The 14,595-nt window shown below is 71.2% G+C and carries 15 protein-coding genes; 2 read left to right on the top strand and 13 right to left on the bottom strand.

The genetic code is table 11. The annotated features are described in order from the left end of the window. Window positions 1-95: 95 nt before the first annotated feature. The 11 genes from RY076_RS20635 to RY076_RS20585 all read right to left on the bottom strand — a co-directional run bounded on the left by RY076_RS20635 (window position 96) and on the right by RY076_RS20585 (window position 12,136). Window positions 96-500, bottom strand: a complete 405-nt coding sequence (locus tag RY076_RS20635; protein ID WP_323101306.1) for an acyl-CoA thioesterase — start codon at window positions 498-500, stop codon at window positions 96-98. Then, the gene (locus RY076_RS20630) at window positions 497-1,399 is read right to left on the bottom strand and encodes a beta-keto acid cleavage family enzyme (protein ID WP_323101305.1); all 903 of its coding nucleotides are present in this window, start codon (window positions 1,397-1,399) and stop codon (window positions 497-499) included. The genes RY076_RS20635 and RY076_RS20630 overlap by 4 nt, the downstream gene beginning before the upstream one ends. After that, on the bottom strand, window positions 1,396-3,570 hold the full coding sequence (locus tag RY076_RS20625) for a hydantoinase B/oxoprolinase family protein (protein WP_323101303.1): 2,175 nt from the start codon (window positions 3,568-3,570) through the stop codon (window positions 1,396-1,398). Before RY076_RS20625 ends, RY076_RS20630 begins: the two co-directional genes overlap by 4 nt. Continuing rightward, window positions 3,570-5,678: a hydantoinase/oxoprolinase family protein gene (locus RY076_RS20620; protein ID WP_323101302.1), complete on the bottom strand. Its 2,109-nt coding sequence runs from the start codon at window positions 5,676-5,678 to the stop codon at window positions 3,570-3,572. The genes RY076_RS20625 and RY076_RS20620 overlap by 1 nt, the downstream gene beginning before the upstream one ends. 84 nt (window positions 5,679-5,762) lie before the next feature. Beyond that, a complete protein-coding gene (locus RY076_RS20615) occupies window positions 5,763-6,908 on the bottom strand; it encodes an alpha/beta hydrolase family protein (RefSeq protein WP_323101443.1) in 1,146 nt (381 codons plus the stop codon). A gap of 2 nt (window positions 6,909-6,910) precedes the next feature. Then, window positions 6,911-7,738: an SDR family oxidoreductase gene (locus tag RY076_RS20610; protein WP_323101301.1), complete on the bottom strand. Its 828-nt coding sequence runs from the start codon at window positions 7,736-7,738 to the stop codon at window positions 6,911-6,913. 62 nt (window positions 7,739-7,800) lie between these two features. Next, on the bottom strand, window positions 7,801-9,000 hold the full coding sequence (locus RY076_RS20605) for an NAD(P)/FAD-dependent oxidoreductase (protein WP_323101299.1): 1,200 nt from the start codon (window positions 8,998-9,000) through the stop codon (window positions 7,801-7,803). Continuing rightward, window positions 9,000-9,200 carry a ferredoxin gene (locus tag RY076_RS20600; RefSeq protein ID WP_323101297.1) on the bottom strand — a complete coding sequence of 67 codons (201 nt, stop codon included), beginning with the start codon at window positions 9,198-9,200 and terminating at the stop codon, window positions 9,000-9,002. Before RY076_RS20600 ends, RY076_RS20605 begins: the two co-directional genes overlap by 1 nt. Next, window positions 9,197-9,754 carry an aromatic-ring-hydroxylating dioxygenase subunit beta gene (locus RY076_RS20595; RefSeq protein WP_323101295.1) on the bottom strand — a complete coding sequence of 186 codons (558 nt, stop codon included), beginning with the start codon at window positions 9,752-9,754 and terminating at the stop codon, window positions 9,197-9,199. The genes RY076_RS20600 and RY076_RS20595 overlap by 4 nt, the downstream gene beginning before the upstream one ends. Next, on the bottom strand, window positions 9,751-11,151 hold the full coding sequence (locus tag RY076_RS20590) for an aromatic ring-hydroxylating oxygenase subunit alpha (RefSeq protein ID WP_323101294.1): 1,401 nt from the start codon (window positions 11,149-11,151) through the stop codon (window positions 9,751-9,753). The genes RY076_RS20595 and RY076_RS20590 overlap by 4 nt, the downstream gene beginning before the upstream one ends. A 46-nt stretch (window positions 11,152-11,197) precedes the next feature. Continuing rightward, window positions 11,198-12,136, bottom strand: a complete 939-nt coding sequence (locus RY076_RS20585; protein WP_323101293.1) for a VOC family protein — start codon at window positions 12,134-12,136, stop codon at window positions 11,198-11,200. Between the two features lie 145 nt (window positions 12,137-12,281). On the opposite strand from RY076_RS20585, the gene RY076_RS20580 reads away from it, so the two are divergent. Next, a complete protein-coding gene (locus RY076_RS20580; protein WP_323101292.1) occupies window positions 12,282-13,208 on the top strand; it encodes a LysR family transcriptional regulator in 927 nt (308 codons plus the stop codon). 50 nt (window positions 13,209-13,258) lie between these two features. After that, complete coding sequence (locus RY076_RS20575) at window positions 13,259-14,029, top strand: hypothetical protein (protein ID WP_323101290.1); 771 nt, start codon at window positions 13,259-13,261, stop codon at window positions 14,027-14,029. 1 nt (window position 14,030) lies between these two features. On the opposite strand, the gene RY076_RS20570 is transcribed toward RY076_RS20575, so the two are convergent. Together RY076_RS20570 and RY076_RS20565 are read right to left on the bottom strand one after the other, a co-directional pair. Next, window positions 14,031-14,153: a hypothetical protein gene (locus tag RY076_RS20570; RefSeq protein ID WP_323101288.1), complete on the bottom strand. Its 123-nt coding sequence runs from the start codon at window positions 14,151-14,153 to the stop codon at window positions 14,031-14,033. 22 nt (window positions 14,154-14,175) lie between these two features. Then, window positions 14,176-14,586 (bottom strand): VOC family protein, encoded by a 411-nt coding sequence (locus tag RY076_RS20565; protein WP_323101286.1) that lies wholly within the window; start codon window positions 14,584-14,586, stop codon window positions 14,176-14,178. Window positions 14,587-14,595: the final 9 nt, after the last annotated feature.

The raw sequence follows: 14,595 nt of genomic DNA, 5'->3' as shown, positions 1-14,595 counted from the left end.
TCTGGAGCCCCCGGTGGGGCCGCTGCCACAACCACGTTGTTTTCCGACAGTGAACAGGCGACAGATATGCAAGTCGACGGTGGGCGACGCCCGACTCAGGGGCCGGGGTCCACCGTCCCCGAATCGAGGTGGGTTTCGAGCACGCGCCGCAGCTGCCCCGGCACGGGCGTGGGCCGTCCGGCCGGGTCGACGTGCACGACGCTGTGTGCTCCGGTCACGGCCACCGACCCGTCGTGCAGCACGCGCCAGGTCCACGTGATCGACGACGTGCCCACCTTCGCCACCGCGAGCTCGACGACGTACGCGTCACCGTGCTCGAGCGGCCGCTCGAAGGTCGCACTGACGGCCCGCCTGGGGAACGCCTCGACGGCGAGGCCCGCGGCCCGGTAGAGCTCGTGCTCGGCGTTCTCGGCCCACGTCAGGGCGGCGGTGTGGTGGAACCGGCCCGACGCGTCGGTCTCGGAGAAGCGGACGACGCCACCGGCCCGGTGCGCGCTCACGCCGTCACCGACTCGAGCGGCCTCAGCCCCAGCATGTCGCGGGCCTCGCTCGGCGTCGCCAGCTCGTACCCGAGCTCTGTGATGATCCGGACCGCCCGCTCGACCAGCTGGAGGTTCGTCGCCAGACGACCCTTGGAGTAGTAGAGGTTGTCCTCGAGCCCCACTCGCATGTGTCCGCCGAGCAGCAGTCCGTGGGTGGTCGCCGGCAGCTGGGTGGGCCCGATGCCGGAGACGCCCCACACCGTCCCCGGGGGAAGGTGCTCGACGAGCAGCTGGAGGATCCTCGGGGTGTAGGGCAGCCCGCCCTGGAACGCCCGCTGCCCGCCGAGCACGATGTTGCAGTAGTACGGAGCGGTGTCGAGCCCCTCGGCCGTCAGGGTCGTGAAATCGGACAGGATGTGCCCGAGGTCGAAGACCTCCCACTCGGGCTTGATGCCGCGCTGCGCCATCTGTTCGGCCAGCCACCGCGACCGTGCAGGCGTCGTGGTCACGAGGTGCTCGCGCCCCTCGAAGGTGGCGGTGATGGTGTGCGAGTCGAGGGTGGCCATCTCGCAGCCGACGCCCTCGATGCCCTTGATCCGCTCGGCCCAGTCGAGCTCCCACAGGTCGTCGTTCAGCCGGATCGGCAGGTCGCCGTGGATGCCACCGCCCGTCGAGTTGTTGATGACGATGTCGGTGCGCTCGCGGATGAGCACGTTGATCTCCGAGTAGACGTCGGGGTCGCACGTCGCGAGCCCGTCGGCCCGACGCGCGTGCACCGCGACGACGCTGGCGCCGGCCTCCCAGCACCGGGCGACGTCGTCCGCGATCTCCTGCGGGGTGACCGGCAGGTGCGGCGACTGCGCCTTCGTCGCCATGCCGCCCGTGGGGGCGACGGTGAGGATCACCTTGCGGGTCATCGGGTGCTTTCCTTCCGTGTCTCGTGGTCGTCGATCGGCTCGAGGTCGAGGTCGTGGAACGGCTCCTCGTCACGTCGGTGGACGTCGACGCCGAGCAGTGCGCCCGTCCGGGGGCAGGCCCACCCGGTGACCGTGAGGTCGGCGTGCAACGAGCGGCCCGACGCCGCGGGGAGCGTCAGTTCGAAGCGGTGGGCTCCTTCGCGCCAGCGGGTGGACCCGGTGGACAGGACGACGCCGTCGAGGGTGCGCGCCTCCCAACCGCCTGCCGCGTCGTGCGTCGCGACGACGCGGTCCGCGAGGCGGATCGCTCCGGCCGCCAGGTCATCTCGTACCGGCGTGGGGTCATCCACCGCGTCGACGGCGACCCCGATCCGGGCAGCGCGGATGGCGCGTTGCGCCCGGGTCGTCGCCTCGGTGTCGACGGCCTCCCCCGACGTCTCGAGCACGACGCCGTACGTCTCGCGAGCGGTCCCGTCCGAGACGACGCCGTAGCGGACGTCGGCGAGCACGTCCGCGGGGTCGCGGTCGAGGGGGTCGCCGAGTCCGCCGCCGCCCTGCCACGTGACCTCGAAGAGGTCGTCCGGGCTGATCGGGAACGAGCCGGGCTTCGGCCCGAGCTCGGCGACCGGTTCGCCCGCCGCCGTGAAGCGCTGGTGGATGAGCCCACCGGGCAGGCCCCCACCGAGGCCGGCCGAGTTCGGTACCTCCGCGCCGTGCGTCATGACGAGTGCCTCGGCCTGGGGCACGGAGACTGTGAGCCCGACCTCGGCGCCGAGCCCGCCGCGGCGTCGGCCGGCGCCGCCGGTGTCGGGCGCGAGCCTCCGGTAGGAGTAGAAGAGCGGGTTCTTCTGCTCGTTGACCTCGACGTCGGCGATGGACGGGCAAGGGGCGTTGATCGGCCCGGCCGCGTTCTGGCCGTCGTGGTCGGCGAAGGCCCCGAAACCGCCCGCGAGCGGGTCCATGAGGTGCAGGCCGAAGACCTGACCGTGCCGGTCGCGCCCCGAGAGGTTGAAGGTGGCCATGGTGCCGCTGCTGACCGCCTGGGCCCGGTGGGCGTACGCCGGCGATGCGAGCAGGAGCCGGTTGAGGGCGGCAGAGACGACGTTGCTGACGGTCCACACGGCCTCGACGGTGGCGGAGCCGACCGGCGCGGGCGGCACTGCGGTGCAGACCAACCCGTCGGGTGCCGTGATCGACACCGGCCTCAGCATCCCCTCGTTCCAGGGGATCCCGAAGCCGAGCGTCGGGATGACGGCGCCCGCCACGCCGCCGACGAGCCCGGCGCGGGAGCAGTTGACGAAGCCGTGCGCCTGCGGCGACGAGCCGGAGAAGTCGAACGACAGCGAGTCTCCGCGCTTGGTGAGCACGCAGTCGACGACGTGGAGCACGTTCTCGTGACCATCGTGCTCGAGGAAGTCGCGCGTGTGCACGACGCCGTCCGGCAGCTCGCGCAGCCGCGCGCGGACGAGCTCCTCCGCGTCGTCGACCATGGCGTGCATGACCGACAGGACGGTCGCCCTGCCATGGCGGTGCGAAAGCTCGGTGAGGCGTTCGGCCGCGACGTTGAGGGTCGCGATGAAGGCTCGGATGTCGAGCCCCACCTGGGCGGGCAGCCTGGAGGCGGTGAGGATCATCTCGAGCACGTCCTCGCGCAGCTCGCCCGCGTCGACGAGCTTGACCGCGGGGATGCGCAGCCCCTCCTGCCACACCTCGGTGGCCTTGGGCGACCAGGAGGCGAAGTCCATGCCGCCGACGTCGGTCTCGTGGGCCATGACGCCGGCCCAGCCCAGCAGCTCGCCGTCGACGACGATAGGTGCGCACATCTGCACGTCGTTCTGGTGCAGGGCACCGACGAAGGGGTCGTTGCCGATGATCCGGTCGCCCGCGCGCAGCGCCGTGCCCTTGGCGAGCAGGTGCCGGATGAGAGCACCGACCGGAGGCGCCTCGAAGGTCACCTGGTGGCCCATCGTGACGAACGCACCGTCAGGCAGGTAGATGCCGGTGAAGAAGTCGCTCGCGTCGGTCACGGTGGGGCTGCCGCTCACCGACTGCAGGGCGAGGCGCATCTGGTCGGTGATCGCGACGAGGCGCGAGCGCACCACCTGCCGGACGACGGGGTCGGTGCTGGCTCCCTCGGTGGACACGCGGGAGACGTCGGTGGTCGTGGTCATCAGCTCACCTTCACGTGGATCAGGCCGAGGGCGTCGGTGCTCGCGGTGGCGTCGGGCGGCACGACGACGACGCACCCGGGGAGGCAGATGAGCGCGGGCCCGGTGACCTGCTGGCCGCCTGCGGGCCGGCGCGCCTCGAGCACGGGCGTCTGCGCCGGCTGGTCCGGGTCGTCGAAGACGACGGGACGCGTGTCGACCTCGCGGAAGAGATCGCCGGACGCGTGGGCGGTGACGGGCGTCGCCGCCAGCGCTGCCACGGAGCGCACGGAGAGGATCTCGAAGCCGGCCTCCTTGAAGCCGGAGCCTTGCCCCCACAGCTGCTCGTAGTACTTCTCGAAGGTGCGCAGCAGGTCGACGACCGTGTCGCGGTCGACCCCGCCGGCAAGGTCGACGTCGAGGTGGTGCGCCTGCCCGAAGTACCGGATCGACGCCGTGTGGGTGACGACGTGGACGCCTCCACCGGCCGCGTCGGTCAGGGTGTCGAGCGCCCGCTCGCTCGTCTCGGCGACCGCTGCCCCGACGACGCGGGCGTCGTCGTCCGTGACGCCCACCTGCGGCAGGATCCGGCGGTACGCCGTGCGCGACGCCGTGGTCTGCAGGTCGGACGTGCCGGCGCCGAAGGCCGAGGCGGCCGTCGCCGTGGGCGGCACGACAAACCCGGCCAGGCCCGTCTCGCGGCACAGCGCCCACGCGTGCGACGGTCCGCTGCCGCCGCCCGCGACGAGCGTGAACTCCCTCGGGTCGTGGCCGCGTTCGATGGTGACGGCGCGCAGCAGGTCGGCCATGGCGTTGTCGAAGACGACGCGGATCGCCCGCGCCGCCTCCACGGCACTGAGCCCGAGCGGGCGGCCGACCTTCTCCTCGATCGCCGCCGCCGCGGCGTCGCGGTCGAGCACGATGCCGCCGCTGCCGAACTGCTCGGGGTCGAGCACACCGAGCACGAGGTCGGCGTCGGTGGTCGTGGGCTCGGTGCCGCCTTTGCCGTAGCAGACGGGCCCCGGCTCGGCACCGGCGCTGCGCGGCCCGACCGACAGGACACCACCCGCGACCGAGGCGATCGAGCCGCCCCCGGCACCGATCGAGGCGATGTCGATGCTCGGCACCCGCATGTCGGCGCCGCCGAAGGTGATCTGGTCGGTCATGAGGGGGACGCCGTCGACGACCACGCCGACGTCGAAGCTCGTGCCACCGACGTCGGTGGTGAGCACGTGCGTCGCCCCGAGCGCGGCTCCGAGCTTCTGCCCGGCGACGACGCATGAGGCAGGGCCGGAGAGCAGGTTCGACACGGGCCGCTCGGTGACGGTGCGAGCGGGGACGACGCCACCGGCACTGGTCGTCATCATGATCGGCGCCGTCATGCCGAGCGCGGCGAGCTCGTCCTCGAGCCGGGTCAGGTAGTGCCCGGCGGTGCTGCCCAGGGCGGCGTTGGCGACGGTGGTCGAGGCCCGCGCGTACTCCCCGACCGACGGGGCGATCTCGTGCGACAGGGAGACGAACGCGCCTGGCAGCTCCTCCGCGAGCCGTGCGCCGACGGCGAGCTCGTGCGAGGGGTTCTCGGTCGACCACAGCAGGCAGACGGCGACGGCCTCGACGCCGAGGTCGCGCAGGCGCGCCGCCGCCGCCCGCACGGACGCCTCGTCGAGCGGCGTCCGCACGACGCCGTCGGCGTCGATACGCTCGTCCACCTCGACGACGTGCGTGCGGGGCACGAGCGGCGGCACCTGGCCGCGCAGGTGGTAGTCACCGAGGTCGAGGCCCGTGAGCCCGGCGGTCCCCCGGCGCAGGCGCCCGATCTCGAGGACGTCACCGAAGCCGGAGGTCGTGACGAGGCCGGTCCGCGCGGTGCGGCCGGTCAACAGGGCGTTGAGGCCGACGGTCGTGCCGTGGCCGAATCGCGTGACGCGCGAGCACAGCTCGCGCACGTCGGCGCCCACGGTGTCGGCGGCGAGGTGGACGGCCCGGACGACGCCGGTGACGACGTCGGAGGTCGTGGGCGACTTGCACACCCAGGACTCCCCGTCGGGCGAGCGCAGCCACAGGTCGGTGAAGGTGCCGCCGACGTCGGTGCCGATCGTCCAGCCCCGGTCGGGCGGTGCGGTGGTGGTCATGTCGTGTCTTTCGGTCGCATGGCGGGGCCGACCCTGCGGCACGGGACCTCAGGGCTGGAAGGTGGTGTGGGCGAACGGTGGCGGCTAGAGCCGGTCAGCCACCCAGTCGGCGATGAAGTTGGCCGGCACGGACTCGTTGTCGGCGCCGGCGTGCGAGGAGCCGCCCTCGGCGAGGGTGAAGACCTTGAGCTGGCGGTCGGGACTGTTGACCGCGTTCTCGTACTCCGGCAGCGCGAGCTCCATGGGGATCTGCCGGTCGTCCTCGCCGTGGGTCACGAGGAACGGCACGATGATCCGCTCGACGACCCCCTCGAGGCTCATCTGCGGCGCGAACGCCATGAACTCCTCGAGGCTGTCCTTGCCGAAGACCCACTGGACGTGGTCCCAGTAGTGCGGCACGGGGTTCTCCCCCTCGCGCTGGAGCCGCCGCTGCTGCAGCTGCCCCCAGTCATAGTTCGCCCCCCAGGTCGCGCAGAGCTTGAACCGCTTCTCGTATGCCGCAGCCCGCGGCGCGTAGTAGCCGCCGAGCGAGACGCCGCTCATGCCGATGCGGGCCGGGTCGACGTCCGGGCGCGACTCGAGGTGGTCGACCGCCGCAGCGGCCCAGCGCTCGCTGTCGTGGATCGCGGGCAGCCCGCGTTCGCGCAGGGAGGCGCCCGTGCCCGGCTGGTCGACGCAGAGGGTGGCGATGCCGCGTCGGGCGAGCTCGGCCGGCAGGCCGAGGCGGTAGAGCATCTCCTTCATCGAGTCGAGCCCGTTGCAGAAGACCATGACCGGCCAGCCGCCCTCGGGGCGCTCCCCCTCCGGCAGCCGGAGGACCGCCGGGTAGGACGTCCCCTCGTAAGGGATCTCGACGAGCTCGGCGTGCTCGCGGTTGTGCTCGATCGCGAGGGCGAAGGTCTCGACCGACTTGCGGTACGCCTCCTTCCGCGGCGCGTAGTGGCGGCTCTGCATCCGCTCGGCGACGAGGAAGTACACCGAGGCCCGCGCGTAGCGCGCACCCGCGGACAGCGGGTGGCCGTCGGCGAGGTCCTGCTCGGCCTGCGCGACGAGACCGTCGGCGAAGTCGCACCAGGATTCGAAGAACTTCTCCGTGCCGGCGTCGCCCTCGTCGGCGAGGTCGCGCAGTGGGGCGCAGATCTGCTCGATCTCGCCGATGAGGCCGCCGCAGTTCATCGCGATGCTGACCGACAGGCTCCACACGTAGTTCGTCGGGAAGTAGCGGAACATCGTCACTGCCCCAGCCGGTCGGCCTGGCCGTTGCTGATCACGGCCCGGTTGAAGAGGCCCTGGTCGGCGACGATCGTCTGCCCGGTCATCGTCGTGTTGTGGCGCGACGCGAGGTAGGCGTAGAGCGGCGCGTACTCCTCCGGCGTCGGCAGGGTGGGCATGAGAGTCAGCGACAGGAACTGGCGCGTGAAGTCCTCGACGGGGATGTCGGACTGCTTGTGGTCCTCGAGCCCGAGCGCGCGCGGACCCTGGAGCTGGCTGTTCGCGATCCCGGACGGGGCGACGCCGTTGACCCGGACCTTGGGGGCGAACTCGAAGGCGAGCTGGTTGATCACCGACCTGACGGCACCCTTCGCAGCGGTGTAGAACAGCCCTCCCCCGTCGGCGGCGTACGCGGCGGTCGAGGACGTGAACACCATTGCGCCGTTGGTCTTCTCGAGGTCTTCGAGGAAGACGCGGGCCGAGTAGATGTAGCCGAGCACGTCGACGTGCATCACCTCGTCGAAGGTGCCCTTCACCTTCTCGAGCGGGATGTCGCGCAGCGGGATGTTTCCGTCGAAGATGCCTTGGGCTCCGACGAGCGCGTCGACGCGGCCGTAGCGGTCGAGCACGGCGGCGCGAGCCGCTCGCAGATCCTCGACCCGCGTCACGTCGCCCTGCAGCAGGAGGACGTCGTCACCGAACTCGGCCTTGAGGTCGACGAGCTTGGCCTCGGAGATCTCGAGGATCGCGAGCCGGGCGCCCTGCTCGCGGAAGTGGCGGGCGATGCCGAGGCCGAGGCCGGAGCCGCCGCCGGTGATGAGTACGACGTGGTCGTCGAGGAGCGTCATGGGAGAGAGGCTTTCCGTGGGTCGGGGTGGGTCACCGGGGCGCGTCGGACGCGTCGGGACGGTCAGGTGCGGGCGACGTCGAGGGCGTCGGCGAGCGTGGCGCGGGAGCGGAGCAGCCGCTTGTAGGTGCGGGCCTCGGCCGGGAAGCCGCTGAGCGTCACCGCGTGCAGCTCGCCATCGCGTCCGTGCAGGACGACGAACTCGCCGGAGGCGAGGCTGCCGCGGACGAGGAGGTCCTCGTCGTCCGCGTGACGCTCGCCGAAGAGGTGCAGCGTCGTGCCGGGCTGCTCGGTCCAGACGTACGGCACGGCGTCCGGCGCGACGGCCTCCCCCCGGGCGATGTTGAGCCCGACGCGGCGTCCGTGCTCGATGGCCCGCGTCCAGTGCTCGACGCGTCGGTGCTCCGAGGTGTCGGGCCGGAGGCTTGCGGCGACGTCGCCGGCGGCCCAGACCCCGGGGACGTTGGTGCGCCCGGCCGCGTCCGTCAGGATGCCGTCGTCGAGGGCGACGCCGGAGCCGATCAGCCACTCGGTGTTCGGCTCCGTGCCGACGCCCGCGAGCACGTGGTGCGCCGTCGTGACGCGTCCGTCGGCGAGTGTCAACCGGTACCCGCCGGGCGTGTCCTCCACCGTCCGGACGCGTGCACCGAGCTCGAGCCGGACGCCGGCCTCGAGGTGGCGGTCCCGCAGCCAGCCGGCGACCAGCGGACCGAGGACGCCCACGAGCGGGAGGTCGCTGGGGCACAGCACCGTGACCTCGCTGCCGCAGGGCCGCAGCGCGGCCGCGGCCTCGAGGCCGATGTACCCGCCGCCGACGATCGTGAGCGGACCGCCGTCCGCGACCATCGCCCGGACGGTCTCGAGGTCGGCGAGGGTGCGCAGTGCCGGGAGCGCGTCGCCCGACGTCGTGACCATCCGACGCGCGTCGACTCCGCTGGCGATGACGACCTGCTCGTAGGGGATGGCCTCTCCATAGCTCGTCACGACGAGCCGCCGGTCGATGTCGAGGCCCATGGCCCGGTGGCCGGGCAGCACGGTGACCGCCTGGTCCTCGAGCCGCTGGGGCGTGCGCAGCGGCGCGGGTGCGGCGTCGGACGACGCGAGCAGGCCCTTGGAGAGCATGGGCCGGTCGAAGCCCGGCTCGAGGTTCTCGTCGACGATGGTGATCGAGCCGGTGTAGCCGCCCTCGCGCAGCCCGTCGGCGGCTGAGAGACCGGCGGCCGAGCCACCGACGATGACGACCCCGGTCGCGAAGCGTGCCATCACTCCTCCACGAGGCTGATCGCCTGGGCGGGGCAGGCCCGGACGGCTTCGCGCACGTCGGCGAGGTCGTCGTCGTCGACGATGTCGCGGACGACGACGGCTACGGGGCTGCCCGGCGGCAGCGCGAACACCTCGGGGTGGACGGTGACGCAGAGTCCGTAGGCGCGGCACAGGCCCTGGTCGAGCAGCACCTTGCTCACAGGAACACCCCCAGGTTCGGCGTCTTGAGGGTCGTCTCTGTGAGGACGACCTCGCGGCGCAGCAGACGCGGACCGTCCGGCAGGAGCCGGAGGAGGTCGTTGCGGCGGGCCGGGATGAGGTCGAAGTGCACGTCGATGCCGCGCTGGCGGTAGACGAGCAGGGCCGAGTGGACGGCGACGACGTCGTCGACGTCGGTGTGGGCGACCTCCACCGACCCGACGACGCGGAGGGCGCGGGACGGCGGCACCTCGGAGTAGGCGTGGCCCTGGTCGCCGCGGCGGACGCGGGTCACGACGTGGGCCTTGGTGTCGCGGATGCGCCACGCGTCACGGTTGACCTCGTCGGTCTGCGGCAGCATCGCCTGCCGGACCGGGACCGTGTAGAGCAGGTCGTCGTCGAGGAGGTCGAGCCACTCGTCGTCGCTGCCCTCGTCGAGCAGGCGCGCCTCGTGGGCGAGGAACTGGGCGACGAGCGCGTACGTCGCCGGGGACACCGGGCGTCCGGTCTCGGTCGCATGGACCGCGCTGCTGCCGGTGGTCGTGGGGGTGCTCATGACTCGATGCCCTTCTCGATGCCCTTCGGTGCGTTCTCGCGCATGGTCTTGAGCCACTGGCGCAGGAAGTTGAACTGGACGTACTCGCCGTACGTGGTGTTGCGGTGGATGCCAGGGCCCTTCCACTCGGGGTCGGGGCTCAGGTCGATCGGGGACTTCTGCCCCTGCTGGTAGTTGAACTCCAGGCCTTCCTTGCGCATCCACGGGCTGGCGGCGGCGCGCTGCACGCCCTCCCACGCGACGGTGTCGTCCTGCTCGAAGAGGCCGGCGGAGCCGAAGCAGTACTGCCCGCCGACGTAGTCGCGCTGGGCCGACTCCTCGTCCTGGAAGTTCCAGACGAACTGCCAGTTCCAGAGCTCGATCTTGCCGGGGGCCACGGGCTGCCACTGGCGGAAGCTCGTGAAGACCCCGGGCGGCCCGTCGGGCAGCGGCGAGAAGATCCGGATGAAGGAGAAGTTCGGGAAGATCGTGCCCACGGTGGGCGGGCAGTGCTCGGCGACCCACTTGGCGGTGTCGTCGTACTCGCTGAGGTCGAAGTTTTCGGCGTAGCCGGGCACGGCGCCGTAGCCCCAGTAGCTGAAGAAGTCGCCGATGACCTCGGTCCACTTGTGCCCGATGAAGGAGTGGCCGTTGTCGAACTCGTAGGTGGCGGAGATGTCGCAGGTGGCCTGGATGCCCTGGATCATCTCGACCTCCTGGACCGAGAAGTGCAGGGTCGGCAGGTGGTAGACGTCGCCGGCGAAGTTCTCGCCGGCGGTCTTCCAGTCGCCGTGCACGATGTAGCGCTCCGGCGGGCCGGCGACGCGCATGCCGGCCGGGCTGAGCTTCGTGATGATGTCGAGCATCCAGCCCGCGCCGCCCGCGAGCCACTCCTCGAGCGGCGGGACGTCGTCGGAGAGCGACGCGAAGACGAAACCGTTGTGCGACTGGACCTTCGGCGCCTTCTTGAGGCTCCACAGGTTCGGGTCGAGGGGCTCGCCGTATGCCTTGTGCATCATCGGGGTGCCGACGAGCGTGCCGTCGTTGGAGTAGGTCCACCCGTGGTACGGGCAGGTGAAGAACCGCGAGTTGCCGGCGTCCGTCTGACACACCTGCGAGCCCCGGTGGCGGCAGTAGTTCGACAGGACGTTGACCGCGCCGTCGCCGCCGCGGGTGACGATGACGGGGTCCATCCCGATGCGCCGCTGCACGAAGTCGCCGGCGTTCGGGATCTCGGACTCGTGCGCGACGAACACCCACACCCGGGTGAAGATGCGCTCCATCTCGGCGCGGAAGACCTCTTCGCTGTTGAAGATCTCGGCCGGCACGAGGTCGTTCTGCATGCTCTTCTCGACGCGGTCGAGGAGGGAGTCGACAGGCGTGGCGAACGCCTCGGACTTGTACTCGCCAGTGGTCATCTCGGTGGTCCTTCTCGAGGGGTCTGCGGTGCGGTCAGACGGCGGGTCAGAGTGGTGGGGCGACGTGGACGCCGCGGTCGGGGTCGTTGAACATCTGCTTGGCGACGAACTCGTTCATCTGGTTCGCGGTACCCCACTGGTCGATGAACTCGGGCTTGCTCACGTCGTAGACGGACGGGTGGTGCTCGTCCCAGTCGACGGTCTGCAGCTCGGTCGTGTACTCGACGGTGTTGCCGGCCCTGTCCATGAAGTAGGAGAAGGTGTTGTCGCCCGCGTAGTGGCGCCCGGGCCCCCAGACCTTCTGGATGCCCTCTCGCAGCAGGCGGCCCGTGCCGCGGAGGTACTCCTCGACGCCGCGCAGCTCGAACGAGATGTGGTTGACGGCGACGTGCGGCGCCCGCGAGACGGCGAAGGAGTGGTGCCAGTCGTTGCACCGCAGGAACCACATGAAGTCGCCGCGGGCGCCGAGGCAGAGGGTGTCGGACAGCTTGAAGCCGAGGTGCTCGACGTACCAGGCGACCGTGGCCTGGGGGTCGGCGGAGTTGACGACGACGTGAGAGAGGCGCACCGGGATGGACTCGCGCTCCTCGATCGTCCGGAAGGCGCGGGTCTCGACGTCGCTCGACACCTCGACGACACGGCCGTCCCCGTCGAAGAAGCGGAACCCGTAGCCGCCGCCCGGGGTGTCGAGCAGGCGCGGTTCGTGGACGATCTGCACGCCCTGCCGCGCGAGCTGGGAGGCGAGCGCGTCGACGTCGGCGGACGATGCCGCACCGAACGCCACGAGGTCGAGCCGCTTCTCGTCGGCCCTGCGCAGACGTAGGACGTAGTTCTCCGGTGAACCCTCGGCGGCGAGGAAGTGCACGCCGCTGTCCGACTGGGCTGGGGAGAGCCCCCACAGATCGCGGTAGAACGCGAGCTGCCGGTCGAGGTCGGGCGCCGCGATCGCCACGTGCCGCAGGTGGGTGATCAGGGGCTTCGTCACAGGGGTCTCCTTCCGGGAAGGACCCGACCGCCGTGTGGTGACCGCGGCGGTGCAGGTCACGGGAAGGACGTTAAGCGGGCCATGGCCTCGCGTTCAAACAATCATTTGTGATGCCCGACATTGATTGGATCGATAGCATCGGCTCATGGACCTGCGCCGCGTCGACCTCAACCTGCTCGTCGCCTTCGACATGCTCATGACCGAACGCAGCGTCACCCGCGCCGCCCAGCGGCTCTCGGTGGGCCAGTCCGCGATGTCGTCGACGCTCGCCCGGCTGCGCAGGCTCTTCGACGACCCGCTCCTCATCCGGGACGGCCGCGGGCTCGTGGCCACCCCCCTCGCCGAGTCCCTCTCCGTGTCGGTCGGCGAGCTCCTCACCGGCATCGAAGGCGTTCTGTCACAACGGGATCGCTTCGACCCTGCCACCGCCGAACGCACCTTCTCCGTCATCGCCAACGACTACCTGACGATGACGTTCCTGCAGCCGTTGATCGCCACCCTCTCGACCGAGGCGCCCGGCATCCGGCTCAAGATCTTCCCGACGGGCGATGACTTCGCCGACCAGCTGCGCGGCCACCGGGCCGACCTGCTCGTCATCCCCCAGGAGGCCTTCGAGGAGCACGCGGAGTTCCACTACCGGATGCTCTTCCGCGACCGGTACGTCGTGGCCGTCGACGCGGACCACCCGGAGGTCGGCGAGCAGATCACCCTCGAGCAGTTCGGCGCGCTGCCCTACCTGGCGACCTCCTCGGGCCATCGGCGGTCGCTCGCCGAGATGCAGCTCGACTTCCTGGGTGTCCCGCGGAACACGGAGATCACGGCCGGATTCGGCCTGGCGCCTTTCCTGCTCAGGGGAACCCGTCTCATCACCCTGGTCCACGAGCGTCTGGCCCTGCACATCGGCGAGGCCGCCGGGATCCGGCTGCTGGAGCCGCCGATCCCCCGCCTCCAACCGATCACCGAGATCATGGCCTGGACCTCTCGCACCGACCAGGATGCCGGGCACCGGTGGCTGCGTGACCGGCTCCTCGAGCTGGCAGGCCAGCAGCCACCTGCACCACGACTCCCGTGAATGGCTGCGTCGGGCAAGCCGACCGCACCGCGCCCTGACATGATCCTCCGGTGAGCACCCCCTGGACCTGTGAGGGCACCGTCGCCGGGCCCGTCGAGCGGACCGAGCTGGACGGCGAGCCCGCAATCGCGTTCTGGCTCAAGTCCGGTCAGGAACCTCACGTCGAGGCGGCCCGGGTCTTCCTGCCGATAGCGCACGCAGACCAGGTCGACGAGGTCAGCCTCGCCGTGGGCTCTGCGCTCGCGGTCGCAGGGCAGTTGCGGTCCGACGGCGTCACCGTGGCGACGACGCTGCGGCCCGCGATGCCTCGGCCGGAGCCGACCGGGCGCGTCATCGGCACGGTCGAGGTCCGAGTGCCGGACCTCGCACGCCTGGACCCGGGGCGCGAGCGCCGCTACCAGCTGACGTTGTGGGGAGGCTTCGCGGCGATCATCGGCCTCGGCGCCGTCGGCATGGCGTGGAGGAGCTGGGTCGGCAACGTCGGCTTCTTCGTGTTCCTGGCCTTCTGCGTCTGGCTGCTCGTGAACGACCTGCACACCAGACGAGTCGACGACCGGGAGTACGGCGCGCTGGCCCGCGACGCGGTCGGCGCCGTTCGCTCGGGGATGAACGTCGAGGTCCCCGAAGGGGCGATGTTCGACATGCTCGGCGGCGGTCTCGACCGCACCGGCAACCCGTGGCGACCCACCCGGCCTCGGAGCCCTCGACGCGTCTTCTGGGTGGACGAGGCCGCCCGCGCCCGCCTCGCGGCAGACGTCACGCCCCAGCCCCTCCAGCGGCGCTCGACCGCCACCATCACGGTCATGGCGGCGCCTGAGTAGGTCAGTCGCCGCCCAGCTCGTCGTCCAACCGGGCAGGCCAGTCAGCACTGCCCAGGCCGGCCCCGACGAGGACGTCACGCCAGTCCGTCCGGGCAGCGCGCATGAGGTCGAGGAACGCGCTCACCTCGATCACTCCTTCGCGGTCGCTACGCGCCCGTTGGCCAGACGGGGCCATGGTCGGTCCAGGTGACGCCCTTGTTGCGGCAGAGGCAGAACGGGTGGCCGACGGGGTCGGTGTAGACGCGCCAGCCGTACCCGTCGGGGCCGACGGAGTCCTGCCGCAGGGTCGCGCCGAGGGCCAGGACGCGGCCCTGTTCGGCCTCGATGTCATCGACCTCGAAGTCGAGGTGGAACTGCTTGGGGTGCTCACCGTCGGGCCACTGCGGGGCGCGGTAGTCCTCGACCAGGATGAACGCCAGCTCGATCTCGCCGCACTGGATGCCGGCCCAGCTGCCGGTGCTGCCCTCCTTGACCGGGCGACCCATCACCTCGGAGTAGAAGGCCGCCAGGCCCATCGTGTCCGGGCAGTCGATGATGACGTCGGTGAGTCGCAGCACCCGGCGATC

The sequence above is a fragment of the Intrasporangium zincisolvens genome, from assembly GCF_034724055.1.
Lineage (GTDB): Bacteria > Actinomycetota > Actinomycetes > Actinomycetales > Dermatophilaceae > Monashia > Monashia zincisolvens.
This window is presented reverse-complemented; position numbering and strand designations above follow the sequence as displayed.